The 22,948-nt window shown below is 60.3% G+C and carries 20 protein-coding genes; 9 read left to right on the top strand and 11 right to left on the bottom strand.

The window, feature by feature from the left end:
* The first annotated feature begins 782 nt into the window (after positions 1-782).
* The 8 genes from B3605_RS18985 to B3605_RS18950 all read left to right on the top strand — a co-directional run bounded on the left by B3605_RS18985 (position 783) and on the right by B3605_RS18950 (position 12,165).
* Positions 783-1,388: a J domain-containing protein gene (locus B3605_RS18985; RefSeq protein WP_296435549.1), complete on the top strand. Its 606-nt coding sequence runs from the start codon at positions 783-785 to the stop codon at positions 1,386-1,388.
* Between the two features lie 421 nt (positions 1,389-1,809).
* A complete protein-coding gene (locus B3605_RS18980) occupies positions 1,810-4,983 on the top strand; it encodes an autotransporter outer membrane beta-barrel domain-containing protein (RefSeq protein WP_296435547.1) in 3,174 nt (1,057 codons plus the stop codon).
* A 267-nt stretch (positions 4,984-5,250) separates the two neighbouring features.
* A complete protein-coding gene (locus B3605_RS18975; RefSeq protein ID WP_112820312.1) occupies positions 5,251-6,144 on the top strand; it encodes a substrate-binding domain-containing protein in 894 nt (297 codons plus the stop codon).
* A 174-nt stretch (positions 6,145-6,318) separates the two neighbouring features.
* The gene (locus tag B3605_RS18970; protein ID WP_112941186.1) at positions 6,319-7,836 is read left to right on the top strand and encodes a sugar ABC transporter ATP-binding protein; all 1,518 of its coding nucleotides are present in this window, start codon (positions 6,319-6,321) and stop codon (positions 7,834-7,836) included.
* Positions 7,833-8,795 (top strand): ABC transporter permease, encoded by a 963-nt coding sequence (locus B3605_RS18965; protein WP_018898013.1) that lies wholly within the window; start codon positions 7,833-7,835, stop codon positions 8,793-8,795. Before B3605_RS18970 ends, B3605_RS18965 begins: the two co-directional genes overlap by 4 nt.
* Before the next feature lie 19 nt (positions 8,796-8,814).
* Positions 8,815-9,759: a tagatose kinase gene (locus B3605_RS18960; protein ID WP_289729560.1), complete on the top strand. Its 945-nt coding sequence runs from the start codon at positions 8,815-8,817 to the stop codon at positions 9,757-9,759.
* Position 9,760: 1 nt separating this feature from the next.
* Positions 9,761-11,041, top strand: a complete 1,281-nt coding sequence (locus tag B3605_RS18955; protein WP_296435542.1) for a D-tagatose-bisphosphate aldolase, class II, non-catalytic subunit — start codon at positions 9,761-9,763, stop codon at positions 11,039-11,041.
* Between the two features lie 110 nt (positions 11,042-11,151).
* On the top strand, positions 11,152-12,165 hold the full coding sequence (locus B3605_RS18950; protein WP_112941183.1) for a LacI family DNA-binding transcriptional regulator: 1,014 nt from the start codon (positions 11,152-11,154) through the stop codon (positions 12,163-12,165).
* A gap of 30 nt (positions 12,166-12,195) precedes the next feature.
* On the opposite strand, the gene B3605_RS18945 is transcribed toward B3605_RS18950, so the two are convergent.
* The 7 genes from B3605_RS18945 to B3605_RS18915 form a co-directional block, all read right to left on the bottom strand.
* Complete coding sequence (locus B3605_RS18945; RefSeq protein WP_409457219.1) at positions 12,196-12,531, bottom strand: cupin domain-containing protein; 336 nt, start codon at positions 12,529-12,531, stop codon at positions 12,196-12,198.
* Positions 12,532-12,534: 3 nt separating this feature from the next.
* Entirely contained in the window at positions 12,535-13,290 is a 756-nt protein-coding gene (gene kduD, locus B3605_RS18940) for a 2-dehydro-3-deoxy-D-gluconate 5-dehydrogenase KduD (RefSeq protein ID WP_296435539.1), read from the bottom strand.
* Positions 13,287-14,129, bottom strand: coding sequence for a 5-dehydro-4-deoxy-D-glucuronate isomerase (kduI, locus tag B3605_RS18935; RefSeq protein ID WP_296435537.1), 843 nt, complete (start codon positions 14,127-14,129; stop codon positions 13,287-13,289). Before kduI ends, kduD begins: the two co-directional genes overlap by 4 nt.
* Positions 14,130-14,160: 31 nt before the next feature.
* Positions 14,161-14,898 (bottom strand): ATP-binding cassette domain-containing protein, encoded by a 738-nt coding sequence (locus tag B3605_RS18930; RefSeq protein WP_016554332.1) that lies wholly within the window; start codon positions 14,896-14,898, stop codon positions 14,161-14,163.
* The gene (locus B3605_RS18925) at positions 14,898-15,917 is read right to left on the bottom strand and encodes an ABC transporter permease (protein ID WP_183795221.1); all 1,020 of its coding nucleotides are present in this window, start codon (positions 15,915-15,917) and stop codon (positions 14,898-14,900) included. The genes B3605_RS18930 and B3605_RS18925 overlap by 1 nt, the downstream gene beginning before the upstream one ends.
* A gap of 69 nt (positions 15,918-15,986) precedes the next feature.
* Positions 15,987-16,937 (bottom strand): substrate-binding domain-containing protein, encoded by a 951-nt coding sequence (locus B3605_RS18920; RefSeq protein ID WP_112820326.1) that lies wholly within the window; start codon positions 16,935-16,937, stop codon positions 15,987-15,989.
* Between the two features lie 151 nt (positions 16,938-17,088).
* The gene (locus B3605_RS18915; protein ID WP_296435523.1) at positions 17,089-18,603 is read right to left on the bottom strand and encodes an aldehyde dehydrogenase family protein; all 1,515 of its coding nucleotides are present in this window, start codon (positions 18,601-18,603) and stop codon (positions 17,089-17,091) included.
* Between the two features lie 121 nt (positions 18,604-18,724).
* On the opposite strand from B3605_RS18915, the gene B3605_RS18910 reads away from it, so the two are divergent.
* The gene (locus B3605_RS18910) at positions 18,725-19,426 is read left to right on the top strand and encodes a GntR family transcriptional regulator (RefSeq protein ID WP_162704984.1); all 702 of its coding nucleotides are present in this window, start codon (positions 18,725-18,727) and stop codon (positions 19,424-19,426) included.
* 47 nt (positions 19,427-19,473) lie between these two features.
* Here the strand turns inward: B3605_RS18910 and B3605_RS18905 are convergent, their stop codons facing one another.
* The 4 genes from B3605_RS18905 to B3605_RS18890 form a co-directional block, all read right to left on the bottom strand.
* Positions 19,474-20,631, bottom strand: coding sequence for a hypothetical protein (locus B3605_RS18905; RefSeq protein WP_296435519.1), 1,158 nt, complete (start codon positions 20,629-20,631; stop codon positions 19,474-19,476).
* A gap of 334 nt (positions 20,632-20,965) precedes the next feature.
* Positions 20,966-21,742, bottom strand: a complete 777-nt coding sequence (locus tag B3605_RS18900; RefSeq protein ID WP_296435517.1) for a metallophosphoesterase — start codon at positions 21,740-21,742, stop codon at positions 20,966-20,968.
* 105 nt (positions 21,743-21,847) lie between these two features.
* Positions 21,848-22,627: an SDR family oxidoreductase gene (locus B3605_RS18895; RefSeq protein ID WP_289729554.1), complete on the bottom strand. Its 780-nt coding sequence runs from the start codon at positions 22,625-22,627 to the stop codon at positions 21,848-21,850.
* Positions 22,628-22,638: 11 nt separating this feature from the next.
* The coding region (locus tag B3605_RS18890) for an enolase C-terminal domain-like protein (RefSeq protein WP_296435514.1) at positions 22,639-22,948 on the bottom strand (310 nt) is incomplete at its 5' end.

Raw genomic sequence — 22,948 nt, 5'->3', positions numbered from 1 at the left:
TCTGCCAAAGTAGTGCTAGGGAACTCAGCTCGACAGTGAGAAAGATCACGAGGATGCTGGAGGAAAAAGGGGTTCAACCGATCTTTGAAAAGACCTGCTATGTGATCCCTTTCTACAAGCGCGGCGATGTTAGGTCCCTTGGGGTTTTCAAAGTTTAGCCGCTTCCAGCATGTTTCCGACAGCTTCTACCCGCCTCCTGGCGGGTATTTTTTTGCCTCTTTTTAGGGTTGAGACGCAGAGCTACCGCGAACTAGGACGCGCAGCTACGACGGATTGGACGCAAATCATGAAAAATCGCGTTTTTAAGCCATTGATTTTGTGTAGGAAATTTTCGGTCCAGACGCAAATCAACGCGGCATCATCAAATCTTAATGATGCCGCGTTGAGGTGCGTCCACAGGCATTGAACTGTGTTGAATGCCGCAATAGCTCTGCGTCCGCAAGAAAGCCAGTACTTCGCGTCAAAAGCGGCGGGATCTTAGCTTTCGGGTTCTGAGGGAGCGTTCTCTTGCGAGCAGTGAAAGCTCTTGGCCGCCAAGCTCTCCACCCTCACCCCTGTGCTTGCCACAGGGGCCAACCACGGCGCTGGCGGGTCGCCGGCGAACAACTTTAGGACAAATCTTCAAACCGCAGGCAGCCTCAGTTCAGTGCATATCGCCAAATCATTCCGTTTACGCTCAGGGGTTACGTCGATCATTCGGCGATCACAAATCTCGAACTGATCTTCAACTAGATGAGCGTTGAAGCTTGCTTAGAAAAGAGTGCCCACCATATAACGCGCGGATGACAGACTCGAAGATTTTCGTGGGCATTCGGCCTATCCGCAGTAGCAGCGACAAACCAACCCAGCCGAGTGCGCCCCGGTGCCAGTGGGATGGCTGCGATAGCCCTGGTGTCCAAAGAGCACCGGTCGGGAGCGCCGCAGAGGGACTTTACCTGTCTTTCTGTGTGAAACATTCAAAGATTTACGCCAAGGGTTACAGTTTCTATCCCAGCCATTCGGACCCCGTCGTCGCGAGGTACCAGCTTGACGCAGCTGCGGGTAAAATTGCCACGCGCGGGGTGAGGACCGATCGAGAACACCGCGAGGCTCCACTACCGTCGTCTATCCCGTCGGGATCAGCGAAATCACTCAGAGCCCGAGGGATAGCGAACAGGTCCCACGCGGCGGCAGCAGCACCGCAGATCAAGCTCAAACCACTTGAGGTCAAGGCGTTCGAAGTCTTGGGGCTCGAACAGGTTGCAACGTCTGAAGAGATCAAAAGCCGATATAAAGAGCGCCTGAAAGCCGATCATCCCGACGCGAACAGTGGTGACCGCAAATCAGAAGATCGCCTGCGGGCGACAATCGAAGCATTCCGGATCCTGAAGCTCAACGGTTTTTGCTAGAGGGCAGCCGTGTCCAGGACCAGTGTTTTGGAGGATGCCTGTATGGAAGTAAGGCGGATCAGCAACATTTGAGCAGATTGTGCAACGATGAGGTTGCGTTGTAAGGGACCGTCTGAAGCGCCGGGACTGTTTGCGGACGTCGATCCGGAAATCAGGCTTCCGATCCCCGGCGTCTGTTTGTGATTATTCGCGCATCTTTTCGTCGGGATCAAAGTTGGTTTCCGCAAGCCGAGTGAAGACTTTCGCGGGATACATCGGCCCATATCGCGAAAAGCGAAAAGAGGGGCTCGAGAAAAAGATATTCACCATCGAATGGCGATACGCGCCCACATGGTTAACGCTTCGTTAACCATGTGGGCGCTAGAAATTATTGATCATCCCGCCGACATCAGGTGGGTGCCCGCTAAGCGTCGGCCTGCAGATGAAACAACTACTCCCGGCATTCTATCGCCGTCTAGGCTTGTTTACGGCACTGGCGTCCATCGCGCTGCCCGCGCATGGCTTCGCTCAATCGGCCTGGTCCGGGGCAACAGACAACGATTTCAGTAACGCGGCGAATTGGACCCCAACGGCGCCCGACGCCAACGATACAGCACACGTCGACGCGGGGTCTCCACAAGTTTCCAATGATGCGACCGTCGGTCATCTGGACGTGAATGGCGGCAACGTCACCATCAGCAGTACCGGCGTTTTGACCAGCACGAATGGCACGACGATCACGTCAGGCAGCGTCAGCATCAACAGCGGTGGCGTGATGAACTCGGACGTCAGTCTCGATGGCGGCAGCTTGTCCCTCGATGGCCAACTCAACGGACAGCTCAATCTCAACAATGGCAATGTCTCAGTCAACGGCACGCTCGGCAGTGCCATTGTCGCAACAGGAACCGCACTCACGAACAACGGCACCACAGGCCAGGTCAACGTCTCCACCGGCGCAACGCTCGTCAACAATGGCGCAGCGACCATCGACGCGGTGACAAACGCGGGCACGACGTCAAATGCGGGAACCGTTGGCAGCGTCACAAACACTGCAGGCAGTTTCACAAACGATGGCACCGTGACGGGAAAAACGACCGTCTCGGGCGGAACAGTCACGAATAACTTCGTCATCACCGACGCCGATGTCGCCGCGGCCGCAACCTTCGTCAACAATAGTGGGGCCACCGCCGCAACGGTCACGAGTGCCGGCACAGCGTCCAATGCCGGTACAGTCGCAAGCCTCACCAACACGGCAGGCAGCTTCACCAACAATGCCGGCGGCACTATAACCGGGAAGACCATTGTCGAAGGCGGAACGGTTACCAACAATTTCGTTATCACCGACGCTGATGTCGCCGCGGCAGCAGCCTTCGTCAACAACACCGGCGCCACCGCCGGCGCCATCACAAACGCCGGGACCACCACCAATGCCGGGACGATCGCCTCCGTGCAGAACGACGCCGGGACGTTCACCAACAATTTTGGCGGAACTGTTACCGGTGACACGAACATCGCCGGCGGCAGCGTCACCAACAATGCCAGCCTCAATAGCGTCGATGTCGGCACAGCCGGCACGTTCACCAACACCAGCGGGGCCACCGCAGGCGCTGTCACCAATGCCGGCACGGCATCCAATGCCGGCACCATCGCGAGCCTGACCAATACCGCCGGCAGCTTCACCAACAATGCCGGCGGCACGATTACAGGAACAACCACCGTCAAAAGCGGAGCGGTGACGAACAACTTTGTCATCACCAATGCTGATGTCGCTGCCACGGCAGCCTTCGTCAACAACACCGGCGCGACAGCCGGCGTCGTTACAAATGCCGGGACGGTCACCAATGCCGGAACGATCGCCTCCGTCCAGAACGACGGCGGGACATTCACCAATAATGCGGGTGGAGCAGTTACGGGCGCAACGACAGTGGCCGGGGGCAGCGTCGTCAACAATGCGACATTGGCGAATGTCGAAGTGGGCGCTGCCGGCACCTTCGTCAACAACAGCGGCGCAACGGCCGCTACCGTGACGAATTCAGGAATGGTTGCAAACGACGGAACGATTGCAGCACTCCAGAACAATGCCGGGACATTCTCCAACACCGGTACGATTTCAGGCGCGGCAACTGTTTTCGGCGGCTCGCTCGTCAACGATGGCACAATATCGGGCGCCGTCAGCATAGACGACGGCGGCCTTCTCTCAGGTAGCGGCACTGTCGGCGGCATCCTAGTGAATGCAGGCGGCGTATTGGCGCCAGGGCCAGGGATTGCAACGCTTGGCGTCAATGGGGACGTAACATTCGCCGCCGGATCCACCTACCAGGTCGACATTGCGACGGGAGGCGTCTCCGACAAGGTCGATGCCACGGGAGCCGTTTCCATCCAGGGCGGAACGCTTGCCGTCAAGGCAGCGACCGGCAATTACGCCGCAGCAACCAGCTACACGATCCTGACCGGCGACAGCATTGCGGGTACGTTCGACACTGTGACAAGCGACTTCGCCTTTCTGTCGCCAACCCTGACATACGACGTCACCACCATCGACATGCGACTGGACCGCAATAGCGTCCAATTCGCTGATGTGGCAAATACGGCAAATGGCCGGGCTGCCGCTGCGGCCGTCGAACAGATGGGATCGGGCCGTGTGGTCTACGACGCGGTTCTGTCGCTTGATTCCGCCACGGCCGCGAGTGCCTTTGCGCAGCTGAGCGGCGAAGCCCATGCCTCTGTCAAAAGCGCGTTGCTATGGCAAAGCCGCTTTCCGCGGGAAGCGATTCTCGACGAGATCGCCTGGGGGCCGCACCAGCGGGAGACCGACGTCACCTTCTGGACCTCAGGACTTCTGTCGTCCAACGTCCTGTCGGGAGGAAACAACGCAGCCGGGATCGACACCCGCGTCGACGGCGCCCTGTTCGGGGCCGATGCACCAGTGTCCGATCACTGGCGTGTCGGCGGTGTGGTCGGCTTTGGTCAACAATCGTTCGCCCAGGTCGACGCAAACTCCTATTACGCCGGGCTTTACGCCATGGGCGATATCGGCCCGGTGCAACTCGCCGGAGGCGCCATCTACGCACACAATGACGCATCCACGCAGCGCGATATCGCATTCGGCACATTTACGGACCACCTATCGGCAAACTATGCGAGCGCCACCAGCCAGGTCTTTGCCGATCTTTCATGGACTTACGAGTGGGACGCGCTCAAAGTTCAACCCTTCGCAAGTCTCGCCTACATCAATCTCGACACTGATAGCTTTGAGGAGAAGGGTGGCGACGCCGCACTCTCTGCAGCCGGCGCAAACGCCGCAATCACCTCTTCGACGGTTGGATTGCGCTGGGCTATGGACTGGCCGGAGAACGAATTGCCCCTCTCCGTTTCCGGATTGCTGGGCTGGCGGCATATCGCAGGCGATGTAACGCCATACTCGCGTATGGCGTTTTCTGGTGGCTCGCCCTTTATAATCGAAGGTACCGAGATGCCCCGCGATTCCGTCGTGGCGGAGATCGGCGTCTCCGCGAAGCTTTCAAAGTCGGCGCGGCTGACGCTGAACTACGCCGGCGAATTCGGCAAAGGCCTGCGCTCCAACGCCATCCAGATGAACCTCGTAACGAGTTTCTAGGCTGTGCCGCCGCGATGGCCAGCAACCGCCTGAAGCGCTGAGGATACTTATCCCGTTATCGTATTAGCGACGCGGAACCAAGCTGCGCATGCATCGGCATGAGCGGCACAAACAAACACGCGCAATCCTCACCTAATTTAACGCATATCGATTTTGAAGTTGACGCGCGGAAAGTTTAATGATGAATAGGCGACGTCGGTTGGCTCAGGAGGCGGCCAGGTCCGGCGGTCCCAAGCACAAGCCTCGATAGGTTTCCGGGAGGAAAAATTGATTATTTCTCGCATCGCAAAGTCGCTGCTCGTTTCCGCCGCTTTCACGCTCGCCGCCGTTACCGCGCAGGCAGAAGGCATTGGCGCGTCGCTGCTGACGCAGCAGCATCCTTTCTACAACGAGCTCGCAAAGGCGATCACCGCTGAAGCCAAGGCCAAGAACGTCTCGGTCGAGATCGCGATCGCCAATCAGGATCTGAACAAGCAGCTTGCCGACATCGAAGACTTCATCGTCAAGGGCGTGGACGTCATCATCATGTCGCCAGTCGACAGCAAGGGCGCGCTCGCAGCCGTCGCCCGCGCTGAGGCAGCAGGCATCAAGGTTATCACTGTCGACGTTCCGGTCGAAGGCGCCAAGGTTTCATCCTACATCGGCACCGACAACTACGCCGGTGGCGTCAAGGCCGGCGAACTGATGGCTGAGCAGCTCGGCGGCAAGGGCAATGTCGCGATCATCGACTATCCGCTGGTCCAGTCGGTCGTGAACCGCGTCAACGGCTTCAAGGAAGCCATTGCCAAGCACCCTGACATCAAGATCGTGTCGATCCAGACCGGCATCACCCGCGCCGAGGCTCTGGCCGTCGCGCAGAACATGTTACAGGCAAACCCCGACATCAACGGCATCTTCGGCTTCGGTGACGACGCGGCTCTTGCTGCAGCGGTTGCGGTCAAGTCCTCCGGCCTCACTGGCAAGGTCAAGGTCATCGGCTTCGACGGCATGCCTGAGGCGATCAAGGCGGTCGACAGCGATCCTGACATGGTCGGCGTCATCCAGCAGTTCCCGGACCAGATGGGCAAGCTCGCCGTCGATACCGCGCTGGACCTCAAGGCCGGCAAAGACGTGCCTGCTGAGCAGCCGATCGTCCCCGGCGTCTACGTCAAGAAGCAGTAAAGTCCTCCCAAGGCGCACTGTGCGAAGGTCCCAAGTCTCGCACAGTGACCGCTCCTTCCGGCGGCCGGGTTCTTTTGAAGGGCTGGCCGCCGGAAAGCAGCGATATCCTCGCGACAAGTCAGAGCGCCCCACGCATCTGCCCGATGCCTGCGGCTCTTGGTGAAAGGTGACGCCATGCAAAGCTGCGGCGACAACGCGATCCTAGAGATCAAGGACATTACGAAAGTCTTCGGTGCGGTGACCGCGTTGAAGAACATGCAGCTGAAGGTTCGGCCCGGCAGGGTTCACACGATCCTCGGTGAAAACGGCGCCGGAAAATCGACGCTGATGAAGATCCTCGCCGGTGTCTACCAGCCGACATCGGGCTCGATCCTTCTCGACGGCAAGCCCTATGCGCCAGCCAACCCGCAGGACGCGGCGGCAGCGGGCCTGACGATCGTCTTCCAGGAACTCAGCCTCTGCAACAATTTGAGCGTCGCCGAGAATATTCTCGCGACCCGCGAGCCGACAAGGGCCGGTTTCATCAACGACAAGGCACTCGTGCGCCAGGCCGCGGCGATCGTCGCCGATCTGAAGCTGCCGATATCCGTCCAGGAGCGCGTCGGCGACCTGTCGATCGCCCAGCGCCAGCTGGTAGAGATCGCCAAGGGGCTGAGCATCGACGCCAAGGTCGTTATCCTCGACGAGCCGACGTCCTCGCTCAGCGACAGCGAAGCCGAGATCCTTTTCGAGATCATCGCGCAACTGAAAGCGCGCGGCGTGGCCGTAATCTACATCTCGCACCGCATGGAAGAGATCATGCGGCTAAGCGACGACATCACCGTCGTGCGCGACGGCAGCTACATCACCACGCGCGATAAGTCCGAAGCCACGATCGACGAGCTGATCGCCCTGATGGTCGGCCGCGACATGAATGAGATTTACCCTCCGCGCGACGTGCCGGCTCCAGCGCTTGACGAAAAGCCGGTGCTGGCAGTGAGCGGGCTTTCCAGCCACGACGAGTTTGAGGATATCTCCTTCGATGTGCGCCCGGGCGAGATCCTCGGCTTCTTCGGCCTGATCGGTTCCGGCCGTTCGGAGGTGATGAAGACCCTCTTCGGCATGACGCAGCCGACATCGGGCACCATCTCGATCGACGGTAGCGCGGTAACGATCACCTCCCCCGTCGATGCCATTAACCGGCGTATCGGCTTCGTCACCGAGAACCGCAAAGAAGAGGGGCTGGTGCTCAGCCACAGCGTCGAGAGTAACATCTCGATGGTGGCGCTGGACAACTATTCCAGCCCCTTCGGCTTCCTCAAGCGCCGCCGCGAACGCGACGACGCGAAGGTGGAAGTCGGCCGGCTAGCCATCAAGACGGCGTCGCTCGAGACCTCGGCGGGATCACTGTCCGGCGGCAACCAGCAGAAGATCGTGTTGGCAAAGTGGCTGCTGACCAAGCCGAGGATCCTCATCCTCGACGAGCCGACACGCGGCGTCGATGTCGGCGCCAAGTTTGAAATTTACAAGATCATCCGCCAGCTGGCGGCGGAAGGCACGGCAATCCTGCTGGTGTCGTCCGAACTTCCCGAAGTCATCGGCATGAGCGACCGCGCCGTCGTCATGAGCGAAGGGCGGGCCACCGCCATCGTTGCCGGCGATCAGATGACACCGGAGAAGATCATGAGCTTTGCTACGGGATTTGTATCATGAGCGACAGACACGCAGCCAATGCCGCATTCCGGCAGGTAATGAAGCAGTATGGCGGTATTTTCCTATCGCTGATCGTCCTTTGCGTGATCTTTTCGATCACCAATCAACGGTTCATGTCCGTTGCCAACTTTCTGAACGTGCTGCAACAGGTCTCGGTCATCGCGATCGCCGCCTTCGGGATGACCTGGGTGATCCTGCTCGGTGAGATCGACCTGTCGATCGGATCGATCATCGCGGTCGCCGGCATGGTCGGCGCGCAATGTTTCGCGTTCGGTATGGGTTTCGTTCCGGCACTCGTCCTGACACTCGCAGCCGGCGCGCTTTTGGGTCTCGCCAACGGCGTGCTGACGGCGAAATTCCTGCTGCCATCCTTCATCGTCACGGTGGCCACGATGGGCATCTATCGCGGCATGGTCAGCCTGCCGACGAACGGCGCGCCTGCCATGATCATGGAGCCGACCTGGACGGCCATTGGCACCCAGAGCTTCATCGGCATCCCGATCGTCATCTGGGTCGTCGCGGTACTCTTCCTGTTCAACCACATCCTGCTCAGCAAGACCAAGTTCGGCCGACGCGCTTATCTGACCGGCGGCAACCGCGAGGCGGCTCTGTATTCCGGCATCAAGGTCGATCGCCTGAAGATCATCATCTTCATGATCTCGGGCATCATGGCGGCGATCAGCGGCATCCTGCTTTCCTCGCGTCTGTTCTCCGCCCAGACCAACGCGGGCATGAGCTACGAGCTCGACGCCATCGCAGCAGCCGTTCTCGGCGGCACCAGCCTTGCCGGCGGCGTCGGCACCATGATCGGCACGCTGATCGGCGCGCTCATCATCGGCGTGCTCAACAACGGCATGAACATGCTGTCAGTGCCTTACTTCTACCAGCTCATCGTCAAGGGCCTCGTCATCCTCGTCGCCGTCTATCTCGACGTGCGCTCCAAGCGCGCCAAGCAGTAATCCTCAAGAGCAAGAAGCCATGTCGAAAATCCTCACCATCGGCGAAATTCTGGTCGAAATCGTCGCTACCAATCGCGGCAACGGCTTTCGTGAAGCCGTGCCGCTGATCGGTCCTTTTCCTTCGGGCGCACCGGCCATCTTCATCGATCAGGTCGGCAAGCTCGCCCAGGATTGCGCGATCATCTCGCGCGTCGGTGATGATGATTTCGGCTGGGTCAACATCAACCGCCTGACCGCGGACGGCGTCGATGTCTCCGGCATCGAGATCGTTGCACATGGCACAACCGGCAGCGCCTTCGTGCGCTACCGCGAGGACGGCAGCCGCGCCTTCGTCTTCAACATCCGCCACAGCGCATGCGGTGAGATCGAGTTATCGGACAAGACGCTGGCTCTGATCGACGGCTGCACCCACATGCACGTCATGGGCACCGCTCTCTATGCCCCGAGCGTGGTGAGGAGTATCCTGTCAGCAGTCGAACGCATCAAGGCCGCCGGCGGCACCGTGTCCTTCGACCCCAATCTGCGCCCTGAAATCCTCGATAGTCCGGGCATGCGCGAGGCGCTGCAGACCGTGCTCTCAGTGACCGATCTATTCATGCCGAGCGGCGAGGAACTCTTCCTGTTCGCCGAGGCAAAGACGGAGAAGGAGGCGGTCGCCGAATTGCTCGCCAAGGGCATCAAGGCGATCGTCATCAAGCGCGGCGAAAAGGGCTCCAGCTACTTCGACAGGACCACCCAGATCAATCTCGAGGGCTACAAAGTCGAGGAAGTGGATCCCACCGGCGCCGGCGACTGCTTCGGCGCGACCTTCGTCACCTTCTGGCTGAAGGGAATGCATCCCGCCGAAGCGTTGCGTTACGCCAACGCATCCGGCGCCCGCGCCGTCACCAAGGCCGGCCCGATGGAAGGCGCATCGACCCAAGCCGAACTCGACGCCCTCATTAAAGCGCAAGGACAAGCCTGACATGCAGAAAAGCTACCTCACGGATATCGCACAATGGCGCCACGGCAGCGGCGCAAAGGGCATTCCCTCGATCTGCTCGGCCCATCCCCTCGTTATCGAGGCGTCGATGCTGCATGCGCTGAAGCAGGGCGCCCACCTACTCGTCGAAGCCACCTGCAACCAGGTGAATCAGGATGGCGGTTATACCGGCATGACGCCGGCCGATTTCCGCGACTTCGTGGAAAAGATCGCCGCCGATACAGGTTTCCCGCTTGAAAAGCTAATCCTCGGCGGCGACCATCTCGGTCCCAATCCATGGAAGAGCCTGCCCGCTGACGAGGCAATGGCGAAAGCCTCCACCATGATCGAGGCCTTTGCCAAGGCCGGCTTCACCAAACTGCATCTCGACACCAGCATGGGCTGCGCCGGCGAGCCGGTTGCCCTGCCCGACGCGATCACCGCTGAGCGCGCTGCCAAGCTCGCTGCCGTGGCCGAGGCGGCGCTGCAGGGCATGGACGGCATCAAGCCTGTCTACATCGTCGGCACCGAAGTGCCGATCCCCGGCGGCGCCATGGAAGAGATCGAAGAACTTGAGGTGACCAAGCCAGAAGCCGCGCGCGAAACCATCGCCATTCACCGCCAGGCTTTCGTGGCCGCTGGCGTATCCGACGCTTTCACTCGAGTTGTCGGCGCGGTTGTCCAGCCTGGCGTGGAATTCGGCAATGAAAACGTCATCGCCTACGCTCCGGAAAAAGCGGCTGCACTGAGCGCCACGCTTTCAGACATGCCGGGCATGGTTTTTGAGGCTCACTCCACCGACTATCAGACCCGCGACATGCTTCGGCAGCTCGTCATGGATGGTTTCGCTATTTTGAAAGTTGGCCCCGGCCTGACCTTTGCACTGCGCGAAGCCTATTACGGGCTCGACCAGATCGCTGAGTTCCTGTTTCCAGACAAGCGCAAGGAGACGCTGATCGCCACCATCGAGCGTGTTCTGACGGCCGATCCGAAGAACTGGGACAAATATTACCACGGTTCGGACGACGATAAGCACATTCAGCGTCACTTCAGCTACAGCGACCGTATTCGCTACTACTGGCCGCAGCCGGAGATCGACGCGGCCGTAAAGGCACTATTCTCATTGCTTGATGGCGTGCAGATCCCCGAGACCCTGATCAACCAGTATCTGACCGGCGCCTATGTCGGCGTGCGCGACGGCAAGGTCAAGCCGGACGCACGTTCGCTAGCGCTTGCCGCCGTCGACCGCGTGTTGGAAGATTACTTCGAAGCCTGCCGCGCCTAAAGGCGCGGCTTGCACCGGCGCAAAAGTTTTGATTGAAATGCGTCAAATATTTCAATCGATTAAATAAGAATGAGTGGGACGCGCGTTTGTCAGACAGGCCGATCAGAACCATGGAGGACTTTTCCGAGTATGTCGGCCTATCGCGGCCGACCGTTTCGAAGTACTTCAACGACCCGGGCTCCGTGCGGCGCAAGACCCGCGACATCATTGAAGCTGCCCTCAAGGAGAGCGGCTTCCGTCCCAACCTCTTTGCGGTCAATCTCAATCGCCGACGCAGCAACATCATCGGCATCATCATTCCCAACTCCACCGACCCGTTCTACATGGCGCTGACGCGCCGGGTCGAGCTCATCGCCAATGATGCCGGCTTTCTCGCCTTTGTGCTGTCGTCGGATGGCAATGCCCTGATGGAAGCACGCGCCATCGAAACGCTGAAGTCGATGAACGTCGCAGGTGCCATCATTGCCCCGCTTGGCGTGCAATCACACCATGAGACCCTGCTTGCGCTGTCTGCGTCGATCCCGCTGATCTTTGTTGACTCGCCACTGGACGACGTCTCTCCCTTTGTCGGCACCAACAACCGCCAGAGCTTTCAACTGATCGTTGACTATCTGTGCCGGTCAGGAGAGCCGCCGTGCTATCTCGGTATGCCGTCGGTCAACACCAACGCGTCGACCCGCGAGACGGCCTATATCGAGGCGATGACCGAACTTCGGATGGAGCCGATCGTGCTGCCGATCGAAAAGGCGGCGGGCTGGGACTTCGAGAAATTTGGCTATGAAGAAACGAAGCGCATTCTCGAAGGCGGGGGCTTCCCGACCGCAACCGTTCTTTGCGCCAATGACCGCGTGGCATTCGGCGCCATAGCAGCAGCCTTTCAGGCAGGCGTGAAAATCGGCCGCACGCCCGACTGCAGCCTGCGCATCGCCGGCCACGACGACCACCCTTTGTCGCGCTACGCCTGCCCGCCGATCACCACCGTCGCGCAGAGCTACAACGACATCGGCCGCATTGCCATGCAGTTGTTGCTGCAAAAGCTCGACCAGGAAACAGAGGGATCGGCTTTGAGCGTGCCCGAGCAGGTCCTATTGAATGCCGAGATCATTCTTAGACAGTCGGCCTAGACGCTGTCAGGTCGAGCGTCGCCCCCCGCCTTAAAGGAAGTCATCGCGCCTTGGTGTGAAGGTATCGATCAATAGTCCTTTCTCCAGTGCGACCACGCCGTGAACAAGGTTCGGCGCGACGATGAAACTGGAACCGGCATCGAGCCTGGTTGTCACTCCGTCAATTGTCACGTCGAAAGCACCCTCTGCGACATAACTTACCTGCGTGTGAGGATGCGAATGCAGCGCGCCGATCGCACCTGGCTCAAAGCGGAAAGCGACCAGCATCGCCTCGGGGCGATGCGATAGCACGGCGCGATTGTTGCCGGGCGCGACTTCTGTCCAGGTGATGTCATCGGGAAGTGTGTAGTGATCGGCCATCATCATCTCCTATCGGGCAAGCCAGCCGCCATCGACTGGCAATACCGTGCCATGAACATAATCGGAAGCGCGCGAAGCGAGGTAAACCGCCGTGCCGGCCATATCCTCCGCCTTGGCCCATCGGGCGGCCGGAATGCGCTTCAAGATGTCGGCGCTGCGCTCGGCATCGGCGCGAAGCGCCTCGGTGTTGCTGGTCTCGACATAACCGGGCGCAATGGCGTTCACATTGATGCCCTTCGAGGCCCACTCGTTCGCCATCAGCCGGGTGATCCCGGCCAGCCCACTCTTCGCCGCCGTATAGGACGGAATTCGGATGCCGCCCTGGAAAGAAAGAAGCGAAGCGATATTGATGATCTTTGCCGGCGACTGTCGTTCCAATGCAGCCCTCGCGAAAGCCTGGCAGAGGAAAAAGACGGATTTCAGGTTAGTGTCGAGGACCGCATCCCAATCCTCTTCCGTAAACTCCAGCGCATCGGCGCGACGGATGATGCCGGCATTGTTGACGAGGATATCGGGCGAGGCGCCGGCGGCTAGGGCGCGTTCGATGACGTCCCTCGCCTCCCCGGTATCGGACAGGTCCGCCTTGAGCGATACGAACCGGCGCCCCGTCGATATGACCGCGTCCGCTGTCTCGTCCATTGCCGAGCGGCCGACACCGACGATATCGGCGCCCGCCTGCGCGAAACCAACCGCGATAGCCTGGCCGATGCCGGTGTTGGCGCCGGTGACGATAGCCCAGCGGCCGGTGAGATCGAACAGGCTCATCGCAGGTCTTCCATCGGCACCTTGTCCATGTCGGTAAAGCTCATATTATCGCCAGCCATCGCCCAGATGAAGGCGTAGCGGCCGGTTCCCGCACCAGAGTGGATTGACCAGCCGGGCGACAGCACGGCATCGTGGTTCTTCAAGACGACATGCCGCGTTTCGCTGGGCTCGCCCATGAAATGGAAGATGCGTGTCTGCTCCTGCATGCCGAAGTAGAGATAAACCTCCATGCGGCGATCATGAACATGCGCCGGCATGGTGTTCCACACCGAACCCGGCTCGAACCTCGTCAGCCCCACCAGCAATTGGCAGCTGTCGCAGACATCGGGGTGGACGTATTGGTTGATCGTGCGGGCGTTGGATTCTTCCGCCGAGCCCACGATCACTTTCCTCGCCATCTCGCCGGTGATGTGCACCGTGGGGTATGTGCGGTGCGCTGGCGCGCTCAAGACGTAAAAGAGCGCCGGCGCCGCCGGGTCCTTGCTGGCGAAGCTCAAGGCGCCCTCGCCCATTCCGACATAGAGCGCCTCCTGGAAGCCAAGTTCGTAAGGCTTGCCCGCGACGCTGACCGTGCCCGCGCCGCCGATATTGACGATGGCGGCCTCGCGCCGGTCGAGAAAACGCTCTGTGCCGGTCTCAGCAATGGCAGCGATCTCAAGCGGCATCGTATGCGGCATGACACCGCCGACGATCATGCGATCGAGATGGCTGTAGGTGAGATTGACTTCACCTGGCCGAAACAGATCCTCGATCACGAAACCGTCGCGCAGGCCCTGCGTGTTGCGCCGTGCGGTATCTTCGGGTCCGACGACCTGGCGTACTGATACTGAAATGGTCACGGGCGATGCCCCTTCTGTGTGTTGAGCGGGATCAGGTGAGCACGACATATTCGGTCAGCTGGTTGATCGTCGTGTCCGCCTTGTCGACATCGAACACCTTGGTGCCGTGGCTCATGATGACGAAGCGGTCGCAGACCTGATAGGCGTGGTAGATGTTGTGGGTGACGAGCACGCTCGAGACGTTTTCCGCCTTGAGCTTCAGCACCTGGTTCAAGAGCGCCTCAGTTTCGCGCACCGACAGCGCAGACGTCGGCTCGTCGAGGAGCAGCACGCGCTTCTTGAAATAGACGGCGCGGGCGATGGCGACAGCCTGTTTCTGGCCGCCGGAGAGATTGCCGACGAGTGTATCGGGGCTATCGATGCCGGAAATGTGCACCGCGTTTTGCAACACCTCCATGGCAATCTCGCGCATTTCACGCTGACGCAGGAAGCCGAAACGATCGGTAAGTTCGCGGCCCATGAAGATGTTGCGGGTGATCGAAAGCGAATCCACCAGCGCCGTATGCTGATAGATGGTCTCGATACCGGCATCGGCGGAGTCCGACCGGCAGGTGAACGCCGTCTTCTTGCCGTCGACGCTCAGATAGCCGTCCGTTGGCTTGTGGATGCCTGAGATCAGATTGACTGTTGTCGACTTGCCGGCGCCGTTGTCACCGAGCAACCCCACCACTTCGCCTTCGCCGATATGGAAGCTCAGATTGCGCAGCGCGGTCAGCGCGCCGAAGCTTTTCGAAATGTTGTGCAGTTCAAGAAGATTGGGGGCCGACATCACGCAAGACCTCGCCGCTCGATAAGATGGTTGAAGATGGCGGCCAGCACGATCAGCGTCGCGATGAACATGTCGAGATAAAAGCCCGGCGCACGCAGCAGCAAAAGCACGTCGGTGATGGTGTGAATCAAGAGCACGCCAAGGAAGATGCCGATGATCGAGCCCCGGCCGCCGCGAAGCGACAAGCCGCCGATGACGCAAGCCGCGATCGCCTGAAGCTCCAGTCCGGCGCCCTGCCCCGGCTGCACGCTGCCAACACGCGCGGTTGCAATGATGCCGGCCACCGCCGCCATGCCGCCGGCGATCGCGAAGGCTACCAGCTTGACGCGGTTGGTGTTGATGCCGATCGCCTCGGCCGCACCGCGATTGCCGCCGGTAGCGAACACATGGTTGCCGAAGCGGTGACGATGGACGAGGTAGTGGAAGCCGACGACGAATAAAACGATCCAGATGAAAGCGGCATTGATGCCAAGCAGCGTGCCGGAAAACAGGCTGGTGAAGATCGGCTCCGGATCGAAGCGAACCTGGACCGCACCGTTATAGAGCAGCACCGCGCCGCGCCAGAACAAAAGGCCGCCAAGCGTCACGATAAAGGACGGCAGCCCGAAGCGCAGCGTGATGTGGCCGTTCAAGAGGCCGATCATGATCCCGGCCAAGACGCCGAGCGGCGCGGCTATGAAGGCACTCATTCCGGCGCCGACAAGGCTTGCCATCAAGATGGCGGTGAAGGTGTAGACCGAACCGATGGAAAGGTCGAATTCGCCCGCGATCATCAGCACGCCGGCGCCGAGCGCCAGGCAGCCCAGCACAGGGATCGCCTTCATCAGGATCGTCAGGTTTTGTGGCGAAAGGTAGCGGAACTGATCAGGATAGAGCAAGGCGCCTGCGATGCAGACGATCTGCAGCGTCATGAAGACGAGGAAGATCGCGCCTGCCGGCATTGCCATGATCTGCCGGATCATCGGTTGTTTCTGCGTCCGCGACCGGGGCGCGGCACTGGTCTCAAGAATTGGTGTCACGGTCTGGTACTCGATCGATTGGAGACGGAGAACCTGCCGGCCTGGCCGGCAGGCCCCCACGAAACGCGGTTAGCGGAAGCTGCCGATCAGCGGCTTGACCGAGCTGATGCGCGACTTGTCGAGGAAGGCGCCCTGGCCGGTGTCGACATCAGTCGGGGTCAGTCCGTACTTCTTCGACAGCGCGATCTGCGCGATCGGATAGTATCCTTGGAGATAAGGCTGCTGGTCCATGGTCGCGAACATCGCACCAGACTCGACCGCATTGACGATCTCGACCGCAAGGTCAAACCCGCCGAACGGGACCTTTACACCTGCATCCTTGATGGCGCCGGCACCGACGGTCGAAGTGACCGAGCCCGTGCCGAACACGGCCTTGACGCCCGGGTTCGCGATCAGGAACTGCGCCATGATGTTCTGCGCCTCGGCCGGATCAAGCCCGGCGCGAACTGTCTCGACCTTGATGCCGTTTTCCTTCATCGCCTTCTCGATGCCGCCACCGCGCGCGACCGCGAAGCTGGCCTCGGGGATCTCGCGCGGGTTGAAGACGACGTCGCCGGATTTCAGGCCGAATTCCTTGATCATCCGGTTGCCGAGCTCGTAGCCGGAAGAAAATTCGTTCATGCCGACATAGGCCTGGCGGCAATTGCCCTTGGCGCCTTCCAGATCGTCATTGTTGAAGCCGATGACGACGATGCCGGCCTTGACCGCCGCGCAGATGCTCTCGTCGAAGGCATCCGACGACGAGATGGCGACGGCGATACCATCGACGCCTGCTGCCGTCGCGCTTTCGATCAGGTCGTTCTGGCGAACCGGATCGTTATTGGCATATTGCACGTCGAGATCGACGCCAAATTGTGCCGCCGCGTCCTTGGCGCCCTTCACCACAGGGTTGAAGAACTGGACACTCGGATCGAGATAGATGATCATCGTTGCCTTGACGTCGGCGGCCAATGCCGTAGATGTCATCATCGTGGCGATACCCGCGGCAAGTGCTGCGGTTTTCAACCTGGTCAATTTCATTTGCGTATCCTCCCTTATGGATGTGCAATGTGGGTCGAAAGACCCAAGTCTCGGCTGGCGGGCTCCGACCAAAGATCACGCCGGCCGAGATTTTCCTCCCAGACGTCTCGCCTTCTCCCAAAAGCGAAACGCCCTATCCGTCACTCCCCTGTCAGCCGAACCACGGCGTCGGTCGCCCGAACGTCACGTGCACGCCCTTGAACTGGGAATACTCATCGAAGCCATAGCGGCCGAGTTCACGGCCGAGACCGCTTTTCTTGTAACCGCCGATCGGCAGTTCCGGCGTGCCGTCGATGACGCTGTTGATCCAGCAGCGGCCGGCGCGAATGCGGCGGATGCTCTGCATGGCGTTTTCGAGATTGGTCGACCAGACCGAGGCGGAAAGACCAAACTCGCTGGCATTGGCGAGCGCGACGGCTTCATCCGCGGTCTTGAAGGTCAAGGTCGAAAGCACCGGTCCGAAAATCTCCTCGCGGGCAATCGACATCTCGGGCTTCACGCCGGCAAACACGGTAGGGGCGTAATAGATGCCCTTGTCCTTGCCGACGCGCTCGCCGCCGAGCAACAGTTCGGCACCGGATGCGATGCCGGCTTCCACGTAAGAATGGACCTTGCCGACATGGGCTTCGGAGATCATCGCGCCGATCTTGGTGCGATCGTTCAGCGGATCGCCGAATGTCACTTTGCGCGAGATGTCGAGCAGGCGCTCCATCAGTGCGTCGCGTATGCCTTCCTGAACCAGGAGCCGGCTGCCTGATATGCAGCACTGCCCGCCATTGTGGTAGACGCCATAGGCGATGCCATCGGCGGCAGCCTCAAGGTCCGCATCGGCAAAGACGATCTGCGGGCCCTTGCCGCCAAGCTCCAGCCCGACGCGCTTGACACTGCGCGCGGCGATCTCGCCAAGCTTTGTGCCGACGCGCACCGAACCGGTGAAGGCCACCATGTCGACGCCGGGATCTTCGGCGAGCACCTGGCCGGCCGGATCGCCGTAGCCGGTGACGACGTTGAAGACGCCATCGGGAATACCGGCCTCACGCGCCAGTTCCGCCATGCGGACCGACGTGCCCGAGGTGAATTCCGAAGGCTTGAGGACGACGGTGCAGCCGGCGCCGATCGCCCACGGCACGCGCTCGGAGGCGATGATGAAGGGGAAATTCCACGGGGTGATGATGCCGACGACGCCGACAGCTTCGCGCAGCACCAGGCCTAAGCGATCGTCGCCGATATTGTTGTGGGCCTGGCCTTCCAGAGCGCGCGCCTGACCGGCGGCATAGGACCAGAGGTCGGCGCAGAAGCCGATCTCGCCGCGTGCCTGCGCGATCGGCTTGCCAACCTCAAGGCTTTCGGCCAGAGCCAGCTCTTCTTGGTGCGCGAGGATGAGATCAGCCACCTTGAACATGAGCCGCGAGCGTTCCGCACCGGACATGCGCGGCCATGGGCCTGTATCGAAGGCCCGGCGGGCAGCCGCAACCGCCAGGCGGACATCATCGGCCGAGGCTTCCGGCCAGGTACCAACGACGACGCCCGCGTGACCGGGGCTGACACGGTCAATCGTGCGACCAGACGCGGCATCTACCGACTTGCCATCGACAAGCATCTGGTAGCGGGATTTAATGTTCAGCCGCGGATCACCGGAATCAGGCGCAATGAAATTGGACAGCACGTTTCCCTTAAAGCCGACACATCGTGTCGGCCCTCCCTTTTTATCCGGTTTCAGACCACCGGATTTATGTTGCGTTTGAATTGTATGGTACTGTATGGTGGTTTAAATTGGATGTCAACGCATGACGGCGACGAAAGACATGAACCTCGAATCCTTGAAGATTGAGACCGGCGAAACCGCTGCGGCCCAAGTGGAGCGTGACCTGCGCGAGCAGATCATCAAGCTGGAACTTGCGCCGGGCACGCGACTTTCCGAGCAGGAGATCGCCACCCGCATGGGTGTCTCACGCCAACCGGTGCGCGAGGCCCTGATCGCGCTCGGGAGATCAAAGCTGGTCGATGTGCGCCCAAACCGGGGCACGGTCGTCGTTCGCATCTCGGCGCGGCAGATGATGGAGGCGCGCTTCGTGCGCGAGGCGCTGGAGACCGCCGTTGCACGCCGCGCAAGTGAGACCTTCGACAGCTGGACGCGCCGCCGGATCGACACGATCATCGGCAAGCAGCGGATGGCCATGGAAGCACATGACCACAACGCATTCCGCCGCGAGGACGAGCAGTTCCATATCGCGATCGCGGAGGGCGCCGGCTGCAGTCTTGCCTGGAGTGCCATCGCCGACATCAAGGCGCATATGGACCGTGTCTGCAATCTGCAGCTTCGCCACCCCGATTCCATGATGCGGCTGATCACCGAGCATGAGGCCATCATCACGGCCATCGACGGACGCGATGCGGACGCCGCGGTGGCTGCCATGCGCGCGCACCTCAACGGCATTCTGTCGGACCTGCCGCAGATCGAAGCGGATCATCCAGACCTGTTCGAGTGAACGCAGAAAGGGCGTCGAAACCGACGCCCTTGTGACTTTCAGCGAAATCAGCGGCTTGCCATCACCATTTTGCAGAGGCTGACGAGGCCTGCCTCGAAGCCGCCGGAGCGTACAACGTCCTTGCAGCTAGCCTTGGCCTTGGCGCGGTCTCTGGCGGACATGTCGTTGATCATCGCCAGGCTGCGGCTGCGGTCGCCGCCGGTATCGCCATTGGCATCATCGCCGGGATTGGTTGCGCCGGGGCCTCCGGGATTGCCAGGTGTTCCAGGCGTACCGGGGACACCTGGTGTACCTGGATCCGTGCCCCCCGATCCGGAACCGGGAATTGCGAGGCTGATTTCGGCTAGCGTGTTATCACCCAAACCGACGTTGGCCATGGCAGCGACACTGGGGCCAGAACCGCCAACGTTTGCGCCAACACCGGCGTTGACACCATTCGTACCGCCGATACTCGCGGTGACGTCAGCGTCAACTAGACCGCCGCTTGTCGAACCGCTTCCGGTTGAGCCCCCACCGACCGTGGCATTGGCGTTTATGTCGGCGAGCGTATTGTCGCCCGCCCCAACATTGGCGATAGCGCCGACAGTCGCGAGGTTCGATCCGCCAACCGTCGCACCGACATCCGCGTTGACGCCGTTCACGCCGCCGATGTTGGCGTTTGTTCCGAGATCGACGATGCTGTTTGTGCCGCTACCACCGGAGGTGCCGCCAACACCGAGATTGGCGTTGACATCGGCAAGCGTGTTGTCACCGGCACCAACATTGACCACGGCATCTACATTCGCGATGCTGGACCCGCCGACGGTTGCGCCGACATCGGCGTTGACGCCGCTTGCTCCACCGATCGTTGCTGTCGTTCCAACACCGAGGCCACCGGACGAATTGTTGCCGCCGACCGTTGTGGCGCTGTTGATGCCACCGGAGCCACCAACTGTCGCATTTACGCCAAGGCCGCCGGTCGAATTACCGCCGACATCAGCGTTCACACCGCCGGCCCCGCCGACGGAGACATTGGCGAGGTTCGAACCGCCACCAACCGTGGCATTGACGCCGTTGGCGCCGCCGATGGACACGTTGAGCCCGCCGCCATTGCCGTTGATGCTGATCCCGTTCGATCCTCCGACGTCAAACGCCGCTGCCTGCGGTGGAACGAGGACGCTGGCGCAGCCGGCGGCCAGTATGGCAATCGTTGATTTCAAGTACATCATTTTCTCCTCCGTTATGTCCTGAAAGGGCATGAGCCCCAGGGCCAAAGACCCAGGTCAAAAGCGGAAGTGCGCACTCCAGATCGTTTTAGGCGAGATCAAGCGTGATCCACAACCTTCCAACAACCTTGTCGGGATAAAGTTCCAAGCTGCCAGTCGGTTCCTGTGGTCGTTAGCGCACCAATCAAGGTGGCTAAGTAAACTTTAACGCCCGTCCGGCAGTTCGCGCTGAAAGCTCCCCACGAGCGACGAAGTGACCGCGAATGGGACATTTATTGCGCATCCCACAGGATCGGCCAGCTTGCGACCGATCTTTAAGAACCATCGTTTCTGGTCAGGAAGCAGCGCGAGTTACAATGCTCGCACCCCACTCTTCAACGGAGATCTCCCCGCGCGCGCTCAGTGCCGTGCAGATGAAATGCGACAGTCTGTCTTGCCGAATAACGGCAGCACTCAGACGACCAGTCCTATAGGCTGCGGTATCAAGCGCGATACGGTTGTCATAAACTTCCGGGCGCAGCGAGTTTGTGATCGTATGACCATGCACGACCATATGGTCGAAAGGGTCAATGTGGTCGAGAAAGCCCGCCCGGATCCAGCGCAGATCGTATTCGTCCTGTTCGGCGAGGGGAAGACCGGGGCGTATTCCCGCATGTACGAAACAAAACCCGCCGATCTGCCTATAGGTCAGCGCGTTATCGAGCAAAACGGCGTGATGTGGGAAAGCGCTTCGTATGTCTGCGGCTATAGGCTTGAAATCAGGCACCGGCCGCCGCGAATAGGCGCTGAGGGTTGCCACCCCTCCCCAGTCCATCCAGTTGACGGCGTCCGCCGGAGACAATTCCCCGCGAAGCAACGAGCGCAGATAAAAATCGTGGTTGCCGAGGATGAGCTGCGAACCGGGGTACAGCTCAAGTGTCGAGGCGACCAGATCAAGCACAGCTGGACTTTGCGGGCCTCTATCGATCAGATCACCGAGGAAAATCACGATTGGTTTTGATCGGCGTTCCTCAGCGACGGTGGCAATGTGGCGCAGTAGAACCTCAAGCAGATCAGCGCGTCCATGAATGTCAGCAACTGCATAGATATCGGACGGCGCATGATCATTCATATCGGGGATTTTCTCCCGGGGCTTATATCGCCCCGCTGACGTTTGACACGACACAGGTCTATGCTACCGCCCGATGCTTAGGCAAGGTGTTTACGCGAACTGGGCTCAGGCAGGATGCTGCTGGACGCTCAGACCGCCATCCACCGTCAGGCAGGTGGCGTTCATGAACGGGCATTCGTCCGAAATCATGAATACGGCCGCCATCGCGATCTCCTGCGGGGTGGCGATACGTCCACCGGGGTGCAACTTCATCGTTTCGGCCTTTGCCGCCTCAGGATCGGGGAAACCATTCCAATAATCGATGACCTTCTGGGTCGCGACATAGCCGGGCGCCAGCGCATTCACGCGGACGTTCTTCGGCGCATATTCGAGCCCCAGCGACTTGGTCATGCCCAGCAGCGCATGCTTTGCCAGCGGATAGGGAAACGTATGCGGGATGATGGTAAAGGCATGGGTCGAGGCGATGTTAAGGATCACGCCTCCGCCTTGTTCGATCAGCCCAGGCAGAACCGCCTTCGAGCAGTTCCATGCGCCCTTAAGATTGATGTCGAAGCAGCGGTTCCATTCCTCGTCGCTGGTCTCCAGCGGCTCGGAAAACACGTTGACGCCAGCATTGTTGACCAGCGCGTTGATGCGCCCGATCTCGGTTTCCGCCGCGCTGACGGCCGCAACAATTGCCCTGGCATCGGTGATATCGGCCGAGCGCACGCTGACGCGATAGCCCTCATCCGTAAGCTTCGCAGTCTCTTCTTGGAGTAACGCCTCATCGCGATCGATCAGAAACAGGCTCGCGCCTTCGCGCGCGAATGCCTTTGCAATCGCAAGGCCGATGCCCTGCGCTGCGCCGGTAATCATTATACGCTTGTCGAGCAGACGATTGGACATGACGGACACCCTTACCACTCGGCGAAACTGCCGTCCTCGTGACGCCAGATCGGGTTGCGCCAGCGATGCCCCTCTTTCGCACGTTCGATCACATAGGCCTCGTCCACCTCGATGCCAAGGCCGGGGCCCTGCGGGATAGACACGAAACCATCGGCATAGTGGAACACCTCCTTATTAGAGATGTAGTCGAGGATGTCGTTGCTCTTGTTGTAGTGAATGCCGAGGCTTTGCTCCTGGATGAAGGCATTGTAGCTGACGGCATCGACCTGCAGGCAGGCCGCAAGCGCGATTGGACCAAGCGGGCAATGCGGGGCGACCGCC

Source organism: Rhizobium sp. UBA1881 (assembly GCF_002338015.1).
In the GTDB taxonomy this organism is placed as follows: Bacteria; Pseudomonadota; Alphaproteobacteria; order Rhizobiales; family Rhizobiaceae; genus Rhizobium.
This window is presented reverse-complemented; position numbering and strand designations above follow the sequence as displayed.

Coding starts and splice junctions, on each gene's coding strand:
- B3605_RS18905 (WP_296435519.1), bottom strand. CDS start 20,631: ATGTACTTGAAATCAACGATTGCCATACTGGCCGCCGGCTGCGCCAGC.
- B3605_RS18895 (WP_289729554.1), bottom strand. CDS start 22,627: ATGTCCAATCGTCTGCTCGACAAGCGTATAATGATTACCGGCGCAGCG.
- B3605_RS18945 (WP_409457219.1), bottom strand. CDS start 12,531: ATGATGATGGCCGATCACTACACACTTCCCGATGACATCACCTGGACA.
- B3605_RS18965 (WP_018898013.1), top strand. CDS start 7,833: ATGAGCGACAGACACGCAGCCAATGCCGCATTCCGGCAGGTAATGAAG.
- B3605_RS18900 (WP_296435517.1), bottom strand. CDS start 21,742: ATGAATGATCATGCGCCGTCCGATATCTATGCAGTTGCTGACATTCAT.
- kduD (WP_296435539.1), bottom strand. CDS start 13,290: ATGAGCCTGTTCGATCTCACCGGCCGCTGGGCTATCGTCACCGGCGCC.
- B3605_RS18950 (WP_112941183.1), top strand. CDS start 11,152: ATGGAGGACTTTTCCGAGTATGTCGGCCTATCGCGGCCGACCGTTTCG.
- B3605_RS18955 (WP_296435542.1), top strand. CDS start 9,761: ATGCAGAAAAGCTACCTCACGGATATCGCACAATGGCGCCACGGCAGC.
- B3605_RS18930 (WP_016554332.1), bottom strand. CDS start 14,898: ATGTCGGCCCCCAATCTTCTTGAACTGCACAACATTTCGAAAAGCTTC.
- B3605_RS18970 (WP_112941186.1), top strand. CDS start 6,319: ATGCAAAGCTGCGGCGACAACGCGATCCTAGAGATCAAGGACATTACG.
- B3605_RS18910 (WP_162704984.1), top strand. CDS start 18,725: ATGACGGCGACGAAAGACATGAACCTCGAATCCTTGAAGATTGAGACC.
- B3605_RS18960 (WP_289729560.1), top strand. CDS start 8,815: ATGTCGAAAATCCTCACCATCGGCGAAATTCTGGTCGAAATCGTCGCT.
- B3605_RS18980 (WP_296435547.1), top strand. CDS start 1,810: ATGAAACAACTACTCCCGGCATTCTATCGCCGTCTAGGCTTGTTTACG.
- B3605_RS18920 (WP_112820326.1), bottom strand. CDS start 16,937: ATGAAATTGACCAGGTTGAAAACCGCAGCACTTGCCGCGGGTATCGCC.
- B3605_RS18985 (WP_296435549.1), top strand. CDS start 783: ATGACAGACTCGAAGATTTTCGTGGGCATTCGGCCTATCCGCAGTAGC.